Origin of the sequence: Bacillus sp. V5-8f (assembly GCF_002863565.1) — a bacterium.
In the GTDB taxonomy this organism is placed as follows: domain Bacteria; phylum Bacillota; class Bacilli; order Bacillales; family DSM-1321; genus Peribacillus.
The window spans coordinates 61,956-76,875 of sequence record NZ_PGUW01000007.1; the positions used below are offsets into that span (position 1 = coordinate 61,956).

Below are 14,920 nucleotides of genomic sequence, written 5' to 3' on the forward strand. Positions count from 1 at the left end.
AGAGGGAATGCTCGATTAACAATCTTTTAGATATATCGATACCTTACTGGTGTGTTCTTCTTTTTCTCCCCATCTTTTCCTTTTACGTGAATCATTGTGAAAGCAAACAATCCGACCATAAGGGTTAAAGTAGCGATGGAAATAAACATGCCTGGGCGAGACCAAGCGATCAGTCTTGTAAACACAGGGGGGCCAATCGCGACTCCTAAAAAACGTACCGAGCTGTATAAAGAGGTGATAAAGCCTCGAATTTCTTTGCCTACTGAGCCTGTAATCAATGTATTTACGCATGGCAGTACAAGTCCGGTACCAAAACTGCTGATGACCAATATAAACAAAAAAGGAACAAGTTTTTCAAAGAAAGCCAATAAAGCATAAGATACAGTCATTGCGGCGAAGCCAATGATAATCAATTTCTTCATTAATTCCAGGTTTTTTCCTATCTTTGCTCCTGTGATGTAAGATGTTGTACACATCACCAGCAATGGAATAGCCAAGATGAGCCCTTTCTGAACCCCATCAATTTTGTACTGCTTCTCTAATACATCTGATAAATAAAAGAGGATGCCAAACAATGCAAATAAACAAGTGGCGCCTGCTAAATAGGTAGCTGCAAGCCATCGGCCATTTTGTCTAAACGCATGCTTAATACCCAATACATATTTTTTAAACGGAGGCGGAGCCTGCTTATGGCTTTTTTCTTTAACAAAAAACCATGTTAACAAAATGGAAATAATACAAAAAATAGGGAACGCATAAAAAGGTGCATACCACACCATGATTGCTAGCAGGGAACCTAGAATAGGTGATAATACTTTTCCTAATCCATTAGATGCTTCTACCACCCCAAGGACCCGGCTTTGTTCACCACCTTTGAATAGATCGCCTGCTAGGGCCATTGCAATTGGTGCTGTGCCCGCTGCGCCTATCCCCTGGAGAACGCGCCCAACCAATATCCAAGGATATGGTGAGGATAATGAGGAAGCGGCAAAACCAGCCAATACCCCGCCGACTGCATATAAAATCAGTGCTGGAATGATAACCGCTTTTCTTGAATAACGGTCGGAAAGGTAACCGAGAACGGGGATTAAAATGGCAGCTGCGAATGAAAATACTGTAATCGTTAAACTAACCTGCAACGGTGACAGCTTCAATTCCGATTGCATCGCAGGCAGGATTGGAATCAACATCGAATTCCCAAGTGTCATAATCAGCGGGATTGATCCGATGGCTGCTATCGTCATACCTTTATTTTGGGACGCCACTTATCTGTACACATCCTTTATATAAAATTTTTTCCCATGACTGACGCCGAAGGGCTTACTTGGCCATTAATGGTGGTGGAACGATCCAGCCTTTTTCCTTATTGATCCGCAATAATTTCCCTGCATATTCTGCCTTTTGTGTATGGAATTCTCCAAACATTTCCGCGATATCTTCCCGGATGGACATGCCCATTATTGTGGTGGCTACTACCATTCCAGCAGTGATTTCTTTAGAGACCATGCTCGCTATCTCTGGGTCGTTAAACCTTGCCCCGGCAGGAATATCCTGTACCTCCACATTTGGACGCTCAGGCGGCGCTGGAGGTAGGCGTATTCCACTTTCTTTTAATAAAGCCTCTACTTGCTGTTCTTCCTGCTTAATACAGTTATCTTTTAGATCTCCTAACAAAATCTTTAAATCATTGTCTCCTGTATGGTTGATTAATACTTCGAGGGTAACCAAGAGTTCCTTCGTTCCATGTAAATGGGTCCACAAATGAAATACTTCCCCTGAATGTAATGGTTCTTCTTTTGGGTTGCCACTTAAAATGCCCATAACTTTCATCCCTCCTTAATTTGTCTTTTTCTATTTTTGCTCTTGTACATTAATTTATGTACAGGTTTTTTTTTCCCGGACAGGAACCTAGGATTTTTTTCAAACATAGGCTAGAAAAGCAAAAGACTAAACGATAAGGAATGAAACTTATGAGGAGAAAAAAATGTGTTTCCCTATTGTTTTCGATTTTCAGTTTTATTTGCATAACGTGCTTTCTGCTTGCTGGCTGTAGCGAGGGAACGGTAAACAAAAAAGAAGACGAATCGGCACAGAAAAAAAGCATTTCAGAGGATAAAACGATCAAGATTGGCTATCAAAAAAATGGGCCGCTTGTCATTTTAAAATCCCTTGGATCGTTGGAGAAACGCCTCGAACCAATGGGATATCATGTAGAATGGAAGGAATTCACTGCGGGTCCGGCTCTTTTGGAGGCCCTGAATGTGGGAAGCATCGATTTTGGAAGAACAGGTGATTCTCCACCTATTTTTGCCCAGGCGGCTGACGCTCCATTTGTGTATGTAGCAGCCGGAAAAACAAAAGTCGAGGGTAGTGGGATTTTAGTTCCCAAGGATTCTGAAATTAAATCGCTAGAAGATTTACGAGGGAAAAAAATTGGTTTTGCGAAAGGGTCGAGTTCACATTTCCTGTTGGTGAAGGCACTTAAAAAAGCCAGCATATCTTATGAGGATATCAAACCATCTTTTTTACAGCCTGGGGATGCACGGGTTGCATTTGAAAAAGGGAATATCGATGCGTGGGTTATATGGGATCCGTTCACTGCTGATACACAAATTCATTCAAAGGCCCGTATGCTTGTAAACGGAGAAGGGCTGACCACTGATCGAGATTTTTTTTTGGCGAACATTGAATTTACAAAGAATCACGGTGAGGCAGTGGATATTATTGTAGAAGAAATAAAGAAGTCATCCGATTGGGCAAATTCCAATCACCAGGATTTAGTAAAGATGATGTCGCCGCTATTAAAAATTGATGAGCAATCCCTATTAATGTCTGCTCAACGACGGTTGTATGGGGTAGACCCATTGACAGAGGACATTGTGAAAGAACAACAAGAAATTGCGGACACATACTTCGAAATGAAGATCATTCCGAAAAAAATCAATGTGCTGAATGCGATGGATAAAGAACGAATGGTGAAAAAGTAAAAAGAGGGGACTGACACTCTTGAAATCGAGCATAAGTCGAGGTGTAAAACATTTCATTCCATGGGCGTTCCCGCTCCTTCTCCTGGTCAGCTGGCAAGTGTTTTCATCATTAGGAGCAATTCCAGCCCGTGTTCTCCCTTCCCCGTTCGATGTGCTTCTTGCTGCAGTGGAGCTATTGAAAACCGGGGAATTGCTTGACCATATTTCTGTTAGTCTGGGCAGGGCCGTAACAGGATTTTTGATTGGAGGGATTATAGGATTCTTACTTGGATTATTTAACGGCATCTCTCGAATCTCGGAATTGCTGTTTGATACATCCATTCAAATGCTGCGCAATATCCCGCATCTCGCGTTGATTCCACTAGTGATTTTATGGTTTGGAATTGATGAAACATCGAAGATCTTTCTTGTGGCACTTGGTGTTTTGTTTCCGGTATATATAAATACCTATCATGGGATTAAATCAGTAGATAAAGGGCTGATTGAGATGGGGAGGGCTTACGGCCTTTCAGGAATTTCGTTATTTTGGATGATCATTTTTCCTGGCGCATTTTCATCGATCCTGGTGGGGATTCGATTCTCCTTAGGGGTGATGTGGATGACTTTAATTGTGGCTGAAACGATTTCTGCCCATTCAGGGATTGGATACATGGCAATGAATGCACGAGAGTTCATGCAAATGGATGTAATTGTCCTAAGTATTGTGCTTTATGCGTTATTCGGAAAGCTGTCCGATGTTATTGCAAGGATGATTGAAGGAAAATGGCTTCAATGGAATTCATGAAGTTTTATGGAAGGAGAGACCGAATTAGATGATATCTCATATTCCAAAGGTTCATATTTTGCTGGACGGTGTTCAAAAGAGTTATAATGGCCGGGTAGTTTTGAAAGGGATCGACCTGAATATCAGGTTTGGTGAATTCGTAGCGATTGTCGGCAAAAGCGGCTGTGGTAAAAGTACGCTTCTCCGGCTGGTTGCAGGTCTTGAACCTTATGATGGTGGCTCCATATCAGTAAACTCTAAACAGCTAAACGAATTGAATAAAGAGGCAAGGATCATGTTTCAGGATGGAAGGCTGCTGCCCTGGAAGCGGGTGCTAGATAATGTGGGGCTCGGGCTAAAGGGAAAGTGGAAAACAGAGGCTTTGCAGGCGTTAGAGAATGTGGGTCTTAAGGAACGCTGCAATGATTGGCCAGGAAAACTTTCAGGAGGGCAGAAACAGCGGGTTGCTTTAGCACGCGCCCTGGTCCATAAGCCGGATATCCTTCTATTGGATGAACCATTAGGGGCCCTTGATGCCCTAACAAGAATTGAAATGCAGGCATTGATTGAAAGGATATGGGAGGAAAAAAAATTCACTTCCCTTTTAGTTACCCATGACGTCGAGGAAGCAGTCGCAATCGCTGACAGGGTCATACTAATTGAGGATGGAAAGATTGTTTTGAATAAGGCCATCCACCTTTCGCGTCCAAGGCAACGGACACATCCGGCGTTTGCTCATTATGTGGAGGAAATCTTGGACCATATCATGGGGGGACAGTCACAGGCAGCGGTAACCAAATAAAAAACAGCGGGAACAGTTCTTTTTAAACGATATGCCCTTTGCAAATGGTCATATATACTTGGTTATTCTTATCTAAAATGACAAGATCCGCGTCTTTTCCTATCCCAATGCTTCCCTTTCTATGGAAAATATTTAATTGTCTTGCAGGGTTTTCCGAAGCCATTAGAATGGCCTCTTCCAGTGAACAATTCGTATAGGCCATCATATTCCTTACAGCCTGATCCATTGGTAAGAGGCTGCCGGCCAGTGTACCATCATTAAGGAGGGCTTTACCATCCTTTACGGTCACGTCTTGTCCGCCAAACTTGTAACATGATTCTGGCAAGCATTTAGCCCGCATGGCATCTGTAATCAATACCAAACCGTGCTTGCCTTTTTGTCTATACGCAAGCTTAACCATTTTCGGACTAACATGGAGGCCATCCACAATGATTTCCGCTTTCACTTCATCTATCAAAAGCGCTGCTCCGGCGACTCCCGGTTCACGGTGGTGGAGTCCTGTCATGCCATTGTAAAGATGGGTTATATGCGAGGCTCCCGCTTTTATCGCTGTGGCAACCTGTCCATAGGACGCTGCGGAGTGCCCGATGGAGGCAATGATCCCTTTCTTCTTTAGATAGCGGATCATTTCCATTCCGCCAGGCAGTTCCGGAGCTAATGTAACCAGTTTGATTGAATTCCCCGACAGTGTTTCCCACTTTTGGAATATCTCAATATTAGGGTCAGTAATATGCTCGACTGGCTGCGCTCCGGCCTTCTTACGATTTATAAAGGGGCCTTCAAGATGAATCCCAATGATTTCTGCTTTTCCTGGAGATTGTCTTTGGCTGATATAAATGCCCGCATTCAAGAGCGCCTTCTCAATTGTCTCGCTGTCCTGGGTAATGGTTGTTGCCAGGAAGCTTGTAATACCTTCTTTTAGGAGACTAGAAGCCATTGTATCAAGTGCATCAACCGATGCGTCCATTGTATCCGCACCACTAACCCCATGTACATGGATATCGATGAAGCCGGGAATCACTTTATGTGTAGAAGGAACGGAAATTTCCTTGTACCCACTTTCTGCTGACATATTTTCCATCGGGCCAAAGTCTTTTATTCGACCGTTTTCTATTCGTAAAAAACCCTTATCAAGAATGCCCTTTTCTGAGTAAATTTGTACATTCAAAAGCATGATTTTGTTATTAGAAATCATAACTTTCCCTCCTTGCTATCTCCTATTTAATAATAGAAAGGTCCCAGCTTCAACTTTTTCGTAAGTAACTTTTTCATAATGAGTGTAGAAATTATATTCCATAAAATTGTAAGATTACTAGGGAATGTAATTTAGCAGAAGTGGGTACTTTGCTACCGTAAGCCGGGTATAACAAATGTCAGATGGTTTCATTTAATATGAAAACAGCACCAATCCGGTGCTGTTTTAACCGATTATATGAATTTTTTTTAAGCAGAACACAAGATGAGAGAGGCTCGTCATTAGGTCTTCCCGTGTGCCTCTTAGTTGGAAGGCACACGCAGATCCTGTTTTCGAGTTTACTAAACGCTCTCTTAACGCGCCGCTTTTCGGAAGCCTTCCGAGATAAAATCCGCAATGAATACTAATATGATATAACAAATCAGCAGAAGGGTGATTTCTGTGTAATGAAAATAACTCATGCTCAGCTTGAATTGCTGCCCAAGCCCTCCTGCACCTACAAACCCTACAACAATGGAGGTTCTCATGATCACCTCACCACGGTAGAGAATGTATGTGAGGAATTTTGGCATCACGGCTGGAATGATTCCATAGAACAGAATCTGGGCGTTTGAAGCTCCTGCAGAAACAAGATTCCGGATCGGTCTGGCATCTGTATCCTCGATTACTTCCGCACAAAGCTTTCCGATGATCCCGAAATTATGAAGGGCAAGAGCAATCGCACCGGGTAAAATGCCAGGTTTGAAAATAAAAACGATGACCATTGCGAACACTAGCTCTGGAACCGCACGGGAAAAAATATAGAGTCCACGAATAATTCCGAACAAAATCCAGCGATACCATCGTTTAGAAACAGTTAACGTTCCATCGGCGATCGTCCTGGAGGCTGGGATTACGGTCAACATTGCGACAATTGTTGCAAATCCCAGTGCCATCACACTCATCTGCAATGTTTCATACGTGAGCAGCAAGGCATTCTTCCAGCTCTCCTTATCAGTAAAAGCTGGATGTTCCTCTTGCAGCCCGAAAAGGCCCGAGAAAAACTTCTTGCCATATTCAAGATTTCGTTCGTTGAACAGATCAAAAAATCCCGCTCTTTCTCCGTAGAAAATATGTCCCCAGGATCCAGCAAGAAGGGCAATTAACAATAGGATCGAAAAGGTAATAAATGAAAGTCTTCGTTTTTTACGCGGGATTTGGATATCATTTTTCATCACAGCACCAGCCGCTTTCGTAAAGAATTGCTCCAGGCATCAATCAACACGACAATTGCAATCAGGAAGAACAGAAAGGTCCAAACCTCATCATAATTAAGGTCTGAGAGCGAAAGCTGAATTTGGTAACCGAGCCCTCCAAGGCCAACGAAGCTCATGATCGCTGATGAGCGGACCGAGCACTCAAAACGGTACATCGTATAGCTGATCATATTGGCACGCACCAGTGGCAGGTAGCCATAAATCAAGCATTGGAGCCTTGAGGCACCGGCAGCCCGCAACGCATTGATAGGTTCTTCAGGAACATCATTGATCATATCAGCAAGTATCCTGCCGAGAATCCCTCCATATGGAATACCGAGGGCAAAAATGGCCGCATAAGGGGATAACCCGATCACTGCAACAAACAACAGAGCCCAAACAAGCTCATGGATGGCCCTAATAGTCGCCAAAATCCCTCTAAAAATGCCAACAGCAAAGATTCGTAAAGATGGTGAAGAAAATAACACGCCAGAACCTAAAATGCCAAAAATCAATGCAATGATAAGCGCAACGGTCATGCCTGTTACTGCGTAAGCTACCGTAACCCATGATGATTCGATTGCAAGCGCAAGGATCTCGGGGGAGAGATCTGGTTTTATTAATCCCTCAAATATTTGAACGGTTGTGGCCCATCCACCTGCGTGGATCAGGTCTTTGCTCCAGGATACAGAAAACAGGCTCCATATAAATGCGGCCAGCAACAGGAGAGTAAGAATAGATCTATTATGTGCATAAAGCGGAGCAAGGAGTTGTTTCATTCCCCATTCAACCCCTTTAATGAATAGAGTCCGGAAAGATGCTCTTCTGTGATTTCCTTTGTAGGCAAATCAAAAAAGATTTCTCCATTTCGGACTGCAATAATTCTTGAAAAATACTTTTTCGCATATTCCACCGAATGGAGGCTCATTACCAAGGTTTGTTTTTCCTCCGCAACAAGCTTGATGAGCATTGCTAATATGTCCTCTGCTCGGGCAGGGTCCAATGAAGCTACAGGTTCATCAGCCAGAATCACTTCCGGATTTTGTACAAGAAGACGGGCCATGGCGACTCGCTGCTGTTCACCACCTGACAGCCTTGATGTTTGGTCATACATCTTGTCGAGAAGTCCGACTCGCTGTAACGCTTTAGCAGCAATATGTTTATCCTGCGGTATAAATAAAGAGAGCATGGATTTGAAAAAGTTCCAATCTCCCAATCTGCCTGCCAGCACGTTATGGATAGCGGGAAGAGCAGGAACCAGGTCAAATTGCTGGCGGATGACACCGATTTTTTTGGCCAGCTCTTTACGGCTTCTATATTGCTGGATCGGCATTCCGTCCAAAAGGTAGTTTCCTTTTTCAGGGCTAGTTGATCCTGCCAGTATATTCAGGAGCGTGGATTTTCCTGCACCGCTCGGGCCGATAAGAGCGACTGTTTCGCCTTTCTTTATACCAAAAGAAAGGGAAGATAATGCTATCTTCCGGTCGAATTCTTTTGATATTTGATTTACTTTTATAATCTCCATCTAGCTATCACCTGCTATTTGATGATGCCCAGATCTTTGGCAACTTGTTCGATCGTATCATAATTCTCATTTTTTGTTTCGATGAAAGAATCTGTCTGGAACAAGCTTAGGAATTCTTTAAGATCTGCATCATCTTTATTTATATCAAGAATTGCCTTTTTCATACTGTCCTTAGTCCCTTGTCCAAACTTGTTATCCACGTCATTAATGAGCCAATGGTAATCATAGTAGGAAGGTGTCTCATAGACTACTTTAACTTTGTTTACATCAACTTTTTTCTCAGCGACGGCTGCTTCCCAGACGGCTTCATTCAAGACGCCGGCCTTAAAAGCACCTGATTCTACAAGCTTATAGGTTTTATCGTGCGAACCGGAATAGTTCGGCTTTCCGTCGAAGTCCTTTTCAGGGTCAACACCGGCCTGATTTAAAAAATAGCGCGGCATTAGATGGCCGGATGTAGAGCTTTCACTTCCAAATGTAAAATTGACGCCTTTTAAGTCCTCTAATTTTTCTGCTTTCACATCGGATTGCGCGATAAAGATTGAATGGAATTCCTTGTCACGCGGGCGTTGGGCAAATGCTTCTGCTTCAGGAACCAGATTGCGAGCCTGGACGCCGGTTAATCCTCCAAACCATGCCATGTCCATTTCACCGCGTTCAAATGCGGTTACAAGCGCAGCGTAATCGACTGACGGTACATATTCAACTTTGAGCCCTGTTTCTTTTTCTAAGTGTTTTGCAAGCACGTCCATGCTTCTGCTTAAATCAGCTGCATTCTGGTCAGGCAACGCACCAATTTTAAAAACTTCATCGGTTTTTTTGCCTGTGCTTCCTTCTTCTTTTGGCTCTTCATTACCGGCACATCCGGTAACAAGCGCAATAATAACCAAAAGGCTAAAAAATACCATAATTTTTTTTCGCACTATTTTCTCATCTCTTTCTAATAAATTTTCTTGACTATTAAATTTTACACGTTTTACTTTCTTTTACAAATGATTCGATTATTTAACGGTGATTTTCACTCGATTAGTTTTTCAAATAATGCTAATCCATGAAATCTTGTAGGAAATTATGTAGAATTGGCTAAAAAGAGTGGAGGGAATGAAATGTGTGGAAGGTATAATCTTTTTTCCGAATTAAAGACGATAGCTGAAAGATTCCAGGTGATGAACAGTGAAGTTCTAGAATTGGTCCCTCGCTACAACATTGCCCCAGGCGAGGATATTATGGCCGTCCGGTGTGGTGAAAATGGGAATTATGCATCCTTGCTTCGTTGGGGATTGATTCCTGCCTGGGCAAAGGATTCTAAAATTGGTTATAAAATGATTAATGCACGGGCAGAAACTTTACACGAAAAGTCCACCTTTAAGAGACTTTTAAATCGAAAACGATGCCTTATCGTAGCAGACGGTTTTTACGAATGGAAAAAAGAGGAGAAGGGCAAACAGCCGTATCATATTCACTTGAAGAATCAGGAGCCCTTCGGTTTTGCAGGGCTATGGGATGAATGGGAACATCAAGGGCAAATCGTTCAAACATGTACCATTATTACGACACAGGCCAATGAGCTGATGAAGGATATTCACCATCGGATGCCGGTTATCCTAACAAGAGAATCTGAGGAAGCTTGGTTGGATGAAGCTGAGTTGTCAGTACCTGAGTTAAACGGGTTATTGGTTCCGTATAAACCAACAGAAATGCTTGCATACCCTATTTCTACATTCGTTAATAATGCTAGAAATGAAGGAAAGGAAATCCTGAACCCTTTGTAGTGTCCCAGTTCATGTTACTAACGGGAGACAAAAGGGTTGTCCGGCACCCAAAACCTCCATGGGTAGTCTCTTGCTTCTCCGGAATTATGTATGCCGATACGGGGGCCGGAAACTATTTTCTCCGGCTTTTTCCCCTTTGTAATCCACAGCGGCGGCTCAGTAAATGAATGTCCATAATCAGCCATCGAGATACCAAGCGCTTTCGTAAGCTTGCCAGGACCACTTGTCAGTTTTCGTAGATCAAGAGTGCCCCTTCTTTCCTGCATGAGTGGTATGCCATGGCAAGGCTCAACAGCCCTAATGAGTATCGCTTCGGGTTTTTCTTTTTCTGCGCTTACTACATTTACCAGTGTATGTGTATGCATAACATATGTATAGATCAGGCCGGCTTCCCCAAACATCACCTCTGTCCGCTTAGTGCGTCGATTGCCAAAGCTGTGGGCCGCTTTGTCTCCTGGACCGATGTAGGCTTCAGTTTCCACAATATAACCCGAAGCTATCCCTTCTGGAGTTTCTTTTACGAGGATGCATCCGAGAAGAGCACGTGCAAGGTCCAATGTTGGCACCTGGTAAAATTCTTTTGGTTGAGGCATACCGATATTAGCGCTCTCGTTTATCATTAGCATAAACCTCCGGGTGTGACGAATGTGTTAAACTAGGGATAAATTTGTCCAATCGCTGATTGTGAGTCCTAATCAATATGATTTAGCCGTTTCCAAGATATAGGTATTTTCTGATAAAAATTAATTAATCGATTCTCCGAGATAAAATAAATAAGCTGTTTGTCCTTTTTATCTATTGGAAATAACTATAACGATATTACAATAATCGTATATCCCAATTAAAACGTCTACAAACGTTGCTGGTTTTGTACTTTTTTACTTTTCCTCTATAATCGTGAAAAATAAGCTCGGGATGTGAAAAGAGAATGAAAAATATTGGATTTATCGGCTGCGGGAAAATGGGACAGGCAATGATTGAAGGAATGCTTGGTTCCGAAACGGTACAGCGTGACCAAATCATATTTAGCACAAGCCGATCGGAAACTTTGGCTGCGATCGAAAAGAAGCTGGAGGTTAAAGGAACATTAAACAACAAAGATGTAGCCCGATTTGCCGATTTTCTTTTTTTGGCAGTTAAGCCGAATTTGCATAGCCAAGTGATAAAGGAAATCAAGGATGATATAAAAGAGGATGTAGTGATTGTCACTATCGCTGCTGGAATTACAGCACAGGCCGTTGAACAGGATTTTGGAATACCAGTCAAGGTAGTGAGGACGATGCCGAATACACCATCTTTGGTTAGAGAAGGCATGACTGCAGTTTCGGTGAATTCAGCTGTTTCTAGGGAAGACTTACAAGAGATCTTAACATTGCTGAATAGCTTTGGGAAGACTGAATTAGTCGGGGAGGAGCTAATGGCTGCCGTTCCGGCCATCAGTGGTTCATCGCCAGCTTATGTATATATGTTCATAGAAGCTTTAGCCGACGGAGGCGTCAGGGATGGCATTCCAAGGGACAAGGCATACAAAATGGCAGCACAGGCTGTGCTTGGTGCAGCAAAAATGGTGCTAGAAACAGGCACCCATCCAGGGGAATTGAAGGATGCTGTCTGTACTCCCGGCGGTTCTACCATAGAAGCGGTTGCTGAATTGGAAGCAAATCAATTTCGGTCGGCAGTACTACAAGCTATGAAAGCATGCACTAATAAAAACAAAATGCTCTCCAAAAAAGACAGCTAAACAGCGAGCAGTGGCAACGGCCACATGAATGGTCTTTGTAATGCTAACAAAAAATATCGCTGGTTAACTAGAAGGAGAGGGAGATAAGAGAATATCTGTTTCTCTATCTCTTGCATTAAAGGGAGAAACAAAAAATATTTTTCCGGGGGAAAATCAGTGATAGTAAAATTAAGTCCCACTGAAAAGGAAGATGCTGAAAATATATTAAAAATACAAATTCCGGCATATAAAGTCGAAGCCAAGCTTATTAACTTTGATGGAATCCCACAATTGAAAGATACCATAGACGAAATCATGAAAAGTGATGAAACATTCATTGGTTATATGGTTGAAGGAGAATTGGCAGGCTTTATATCGTATATTGTGCAGGATTCAGAAATAGAGATTTGCAGGCTTGTGGTGCACCCCGGTCATTTCAGAAAAGGCATCGCGAAAAAACTGTTAGGCTTTATAGTTGGCCATGTAGCCAACTACAATCATAAAGTAATGGTTAGTACTGGTTCCAAAAATTTTCCGGCAAAGTCTTTGTATCACAGCTTTGGATTCACCCATGTGAAGGAGATAGAGGTTAGCCCGGGAATTTTTATATCGCTAATGGAACTAGAAACACGTCAATTGAAAAGCTCTACAAGTAAACAGACCTATTCAGCTTTGTGAACAGGTCTTAGCTAGAGCAAATTCTATTCTATGATTAAGCACTAACATTCTCATTGTTTAAAGCTGTTTCTACATTTACATAGGTATATCCAAGGTCCCGAGCCACTGCTTCAAAGGTAATTTCGCCACCCGCAACATTTACGCCTTTTGCAAGTGCGGAATTCTGGCGGATTGTTTGGACAGCTCCAAAATTTGCTATTTGCAATGCATAAGGTATGGTAACATTCGTCAACGCAATCGTGGAGGTTTGCGGAACAGCTCCAGGCATATTCGCTACCGCATAATGGACGACGCCATGCTTTAGATAAGTAGGATTATCATGTGTGGTAATTTTGTCAACTGTTTCGAAAATTCCGCCTTGATCAATGGCAACATCAACAATGACAGAGCCAGATGGCATAGACTTGACCATTTCTTCTGTAACCAGTTTAGGAGCTTTAGCCCCTGGAATCAACACAGCACCGATGACGAGGTCAGATTCAGCAACAGCTTGGGCAACATTATATGGATTTGAAATCAGCGTCGTAATTTGTTTTCCGAAAATGTCATCCAATTGCCGTAACCGGTCAGGATTTAAGTCGATGATTGTTACATCTGCTCCAAGTCCGACCGCAATTTTGGCTGCATTAGTTCCGACAACGCCACCGCCGATGATTGTAACCTTTCCTCGTTTTACGCCAGGTACCCCGCCAAGGAGGATTCCTTTTCCGCCTTTTGGCTTTTCCAGGATCTGTGCACCGATTTGAGCCGCCATTCGCCCTGCGACTTCGCTCATCGGAGTCAAAAGTGGAAGTGTATTGTTCAAGGCCACGGTTTCGTACGCAATAGCCAATACGCCGCTATCTTTTAAGGCCTTTGTTAATTCAGGATCTGCTGCAAGGTGGAGGTAAGTAAATAAAATCAACCCTTTGCGGAAAAATTTATATTCTGCTTGAATTGGTTCTTTTACTTTTAAAATCATTTCAGCTTCTGACCAAACATCCGAAGCACTTTCAACGATAATAGCCCCTGCTGTCAGATAGGAGTCATTTGGGAAGCCGCTTCCGGTACCTGCGTCATTTTCTATGAATACCTCATGGCCTGCATTTACTAACGCTACTACACCGGCAGGAGTGATGGCTACACGATTTTCATTGTTTTTGATTTCCTTCGGTACACCGATTCTCATATCAAATACCTCCCACAGAAAACTTTACCTTCTTAAGAAAATTATAGTCTTAATAGAAAAAAAGATAATTGTGAAAAAAAGAAAAAATAAAAAGGAGCGTTTGTGTAATTTCACAAACGCTCCTTCCTGAGGACTAGTCTCCATTGCTTATTAACGATTAAAGCAATAGGGGTAAGACCCCAAAAGAATTTATATAAGTTCAGTTTGAACAGGCGGCCGTTCTAGCTGGTTCATTCTTTGAAGAATCCGCCGTTTTCTGTAGAGCATATGGCCCGCTTCTGCTATGTCCTGTATCATGGAACGGTTCGTAAATGCCCCAAAAATCATCCCCGCGACCGGCACCAATTGTAGGAGCTTCTTCCAGCCGAATTGGTCACGGTACGTATAAATAACCTCGCGCCAGCCCTGTAATTGGGACATCACTTCTTTTGAATTGTCTCCCTGTCTTGTGTAAAAGGAAGACAATTCATTCAGGATAGCCTCTTTTCCTACGATATCGGAAGTTGCAAATTGAAGGCATTTAATAATGAAAATCCGTTCTTCCTTATTGCTCGGATCGTATCCATATACCACCGCTATATCCTGAAGCGTCTTTAAGGAAAGACCCAGCAGGGCAGGAATGTCCACAGCCAGTGTAAAAATACCTCCAACACCAGTTGTGGCACCCTGGAGTGTTGCTATCTGGCTGTTCGTCTTTTGTATTTCTTCACACACAGCATCCATGATTGCTAAAGGAACATTTTCAACATCCTCAATTTTGGAAACAATTAATTCAGGAGCCTGTACCTGCAATTTATTCAGTATATTTTTCTCTTTCGATAAATAGCTGCCTCCTGACTGTACAAAGCTGCCCAGCTCATCTAGAAGGGCACCTATTTTCTTTTGGATGAATGCAGGTGTGATTTTATCCAGCAATTTAAAAGGCAGCCTGCCGATCTTTTCCCAGAACCATAACCCCTTTTGGTCCTTTTCCCACTTCTCTACCTGTTCCAAGTACATCCGCAATGTTTCTTTAGATTCTAGCATAATCAATTCCTTCATCCCTTTTCAGTAATCTCCATAGAGGAATAGCTGA

16 protein-coding genes are annotated in these 14,920 nt (G+C 42.6%); 6 read left to right on the plus strand and 10 right to left on the minus strand.

Going from position 1 to position 14,920, the window contains the following annotated elements; translation table 11 throughout:
* Positions 1-26 precede the first annotated feature (26 nt).
* On the minus strand, positions 27-1,244 hold the full coding sequence (locus tag CUU64_RS11095; RefSeq protein WP_101633953.1) for an MFS transporter: 1,218 nt from the start codon (positions 1,242-1,244) through the stop codon (positions 27-29).
* A gap of 76 nt (positions 1,245-1,320) precedes the next feature.
* Complete coding sequence (locus CUU64_RS11100) at positions 1,321-1,821, minus strand: DUF3231 family protein (protein ID WP_101633696.1); 501 nt, start codon at positions 1,819-1,821, stop codon at positions 1,321-1,323.
* 149 nt (positions 1,822-1,970) lie between these two features.
* On the opposite strand from CUU64_RS11100, the gene CUU64_RS11105 reads away from it, so the two are divergent.
* From CUU64_RS11105 to CUU64_RS11115, 3 genes are read left to right on the plus strand one after another with little or no spacing between them, the layout of a single operon-like run.
* On the plus strand, positions 1,971-2,987 hold the full coding sequence (locus CUU64_RS11105) for a sulfonate ABC transporter substrate-binding protein (RefSeq protein ID WP_101633697.1): 1,017 nt from the start codon (positions 1,971-1,973) through the stop codon (positions 2,985-2,987).
* Between the two features lie 19 nt (positions 2,988-3,006).
* A complete protein-coding gene (gene ssuC / locus CUU64_RS11110) occupies positions 3,007-3,771 on the plus strand; it encodes an aliphatic sulfonate ABC transporter permease SsuC (protein ID WP_101633698.1) in 765 nt (254 codons plus the stop codon).
* A 28-nt stretch (positions 3,772-3,799) separates the two neighbouring features.
* On the plus strand, positions 3,800-4,552 hold the full coding sequence (locus tag CUU64_RS11115) for an ATP-binding cassette domain-containing protein (protein WP_101633699.1): 753 nt from the start codon (positions 3,800-3,802) through the stop codon (positions 4,550-4,552).
* A gap of 22 nt (positions 4,553-4,574) precedes the next feature.
* On the opposite strand, the gene nagA is transcribed toward CUU64_RS11115, so the two are convergent.
* From nagA to CUU64_RS11140, 5 genes are all read right to left on the minus strand, one after another.
* The gene (nagA, locus tag CUU64_RS11120) at positions 4,575-5,747 is read right to left on the minus strand and encodes an N-acetylglucosamine-6-phosphate deacetylase (protein WP_101633700.1); all 1,173 of its coding nucleotides are present in this window, start codon (positions 5,745-5,747) and stop codon (positions 4,575-4,577) included.
* A 353-nt stretch (positions 5,748-6,100) separates the two neighbouring features.
* Positions 6,101-6,961: a PhnE/PtxC family ABC transporter permease gene (locus CUU64_RS22590; protein WP_101633701.1), complete on the minus strand. Its 861-nt coding sequence runs from the start codon at positions 6,959-6,961 to the stop codon at positions 6,101-6,103.
* Positions 6,961-7,761, minus strand: a complete 801-nt coding sequence (locus CUU64_RS22595) for a PhnE/PtxC family ABC transporter permease (protein WP_101633702.1) — start codon at positions 7,759-7,761, stop codon at positions 6,961-6,963. Before CUU64_RS22595 ends, CUU64_RS22590 begins: the two co-directional genes overlap by 1 nt.
* Positions 7,758-8,507: a phosphonate ABC transporter ATP-binding protein gene (locus CUU64_RS11135; protein WP_101633703.1), complete on the minus strand. Its 750-nt coding sequence runs from the start codon at positions 8,505-8,507 to the stop codon at positions 7,758-7,760. The genes CUU64_RS22595 and CUU64_RS11135 overlap by 4 nt, the downstream gene beginning before the upstream one ends.
* Before the next feature lie 14 nt (positions 8,508-8,521).
* Positions 8,522-9,430: a putative selenate ABC transporter substrate-binding protein gene (locus CUU64_RS11140; protein WP_257985491.1), complete on the minus strand. Its 909-nt coding sequence runs from the start codon at positions 9,428-9,430 to the stop codon at positions 8,522-8,524.
* Positions 9,431-9,613: 183 nt separating this feature from the next.
* On the opposite strand from CUU64_RS11140, the gene CUU64_RS11145 reads away from it, so the two are divergent.
* Positions 9,614-10,279 carry an SOS response-associated peptidase gene (locus tag CUU64_RS11145; RefSeq protein WP_101633704.1) on the plus strand — a complete coding sequence of 222 codons (666 nt, stop codon included), beginning with the start codon at positions 9,614-9,616 and terminating at the stop codon, positions 10,277-10,279.
* Between the two features lie 17 nt (positions 10,280-10,296).
* On the opposite strand, the gene CUU64_RS11150 is transcribed toward CUU64_RS11145, so the two are convergent.
* The gene (locus tag CUU64_RS11150; protein WP_101633705.1) at positions 10,297-10,899 is read right to left on the minus strand and encodes a DNA-3-methyladenine glycosylase; all 603 of its coding nucleotides are present in this window, start codon (positions 10,897-10,899) and stop codon (positions 10,297-10,299) included.
* Between the two features lie 308 nt (positions 10,900-11,207).
* Between CUU64_RS11150 and proC the strand changes: the two genes are divergently transcribed.
* Both proC and CUU64_RS11160 read left to right on the plus strand, forming a co-directional pair.
* The gene (proC, locus tag CUU64_RS11155; protein WP_101633706.1) at positions 11,208-12,020 is read left to right on the plus strand and encodes a pyrroline-5-carboxylate reductase; all 813 of its coding nucleotides are present in this window, start codon (positions 11,208-11,210) and stop codon (positions 12,018-12,020) included.
* Between the two features lie 156 nt (positions 12,021-12,176).
* Positions 12,177-12,677 carry a GNAT family N-acetyltransferase gene (locus tag CUU64_RS11160; RefSeq protein ID WP_101633707.1) on the plus strand — a complete coding sequence of 167 codons (501 nt, stop codon included), beginning with the start codon at positions 12,177-12,179 and terminating at the stop codon, positions 12,675-12,677.
* Between the two features lie 34 nt (positions 12,678-12,711).
* Here the strand turns inward: CUU64_RS11160 and ald are convergent, their stop codons facing one another.
* Positions 12,712-13,845 (minus strand): alanine dehydrogenase, encoded by a 1,134-nt coding sequence (gene ald / locus CUU64_RS11165; protein WP_101633708.1) that lies wholly within the window; start codon positions 13,843-13,845, stop codon positions 12,712-12,714.
* Positions 13,846-14,034: 189 nt separating this feature from the next.
* Positions 14,035-14,874 carry an EcsC family protein gene (locus CUU64_RS11170; RefSeq protein WP_374702716.1) on the minus strand — a complete coding sequence of 280 codons (840 nt, stop codon included), beginning with the start codon at positions 14,872-14,874 and terminating at the stop codon, positions 14,035-14,037.
* Positions 14,875-14,920 lie beyond the last annotated feature (46 nt).

Bases quoted from the DNA above. Each gene is read 5' to 3' on its own strand.
- CUU64_RS11095 (WP_101633953.1), bottom strand. From the start codon at position 1,244: ATGACGATAGCAGCCATCGGATCAATCCCGCTGATTATGACACTTGGG.
- CUU64_RS11100 (WP_101633696.1), bottom strand. From the start codon at position 1,821: ATGGGCATTTTAAGTGGCAACCCAAAAGAAGAACCATTACATTCAGGG.
- CUU64_RS11105 (WP_101633697.1), top strand. From the start codon at position 1,971: ATGAGGAGAAAAAAATGTGTTTCCCTATTGTTTTCGATTTTCAGTTTT.
- CUU64_RS11115 (WP_101633699.1), top strand. From the start codon at position 3,800: ATGATATCTCATATTCCAAAGGTTCATATTTTGCTGGACGGTGTTCAA.
- nagA (WP_101633700.1), bottom strand. From the start codon at position 5,747: ATGATTTCTAATAACAAAATCATGCTTTTGAATGTACAAATTTACTCA.
- CUU64_RS22590 (WP_101633701.1), bottom strand. From the start codon at position 6,961: ATGAAAAATGATATCCAAATCCCGCGTAAAAAACGAAGACTTTCATTT.
- CUU64_RS22595 (WP_101633702.1), bottom strand. From the start codon at position 7,761: ATGAAACAACTCCTTGCTCCGCTTTATGCACATAATAGATCTATTCTT.
- CUU64_RS11135 (WP_101633703.1), bottom strand. From the start codon at position 8,507: ATGGAGATTATAAAAGTAAATCAAATATCAAAAGAATTCGACCGGAAG.
- CUU64_RS11145 (WP_101633704.1), top strand. From the start codon at position 9,614: ATGTGTGGAAGGTATAATCTTTTTTCCGAATTAAAGACGATAGCTGAA.
- CUU64_RS11150 (WP_101633705.1), bottom strand. From the start codon at position 10,899: ATGATAAACGAGAGCGCTAATATCGGTATGCCTCAACCAAAAGAATTT.
- proC (WP_101633706.1), top strand. From the start codon at position 11,208: ATGAAAAATATTGGATTTATCGGCTGCGGGAAAATGGGACAGGCAATG.
- ald (WP_101633708.1), bottom strand. From the start codon at position 13,845: ATGAGAATCGGTGTACCGAAGGAAATCAAAAACAATGAAAATCGTGTA.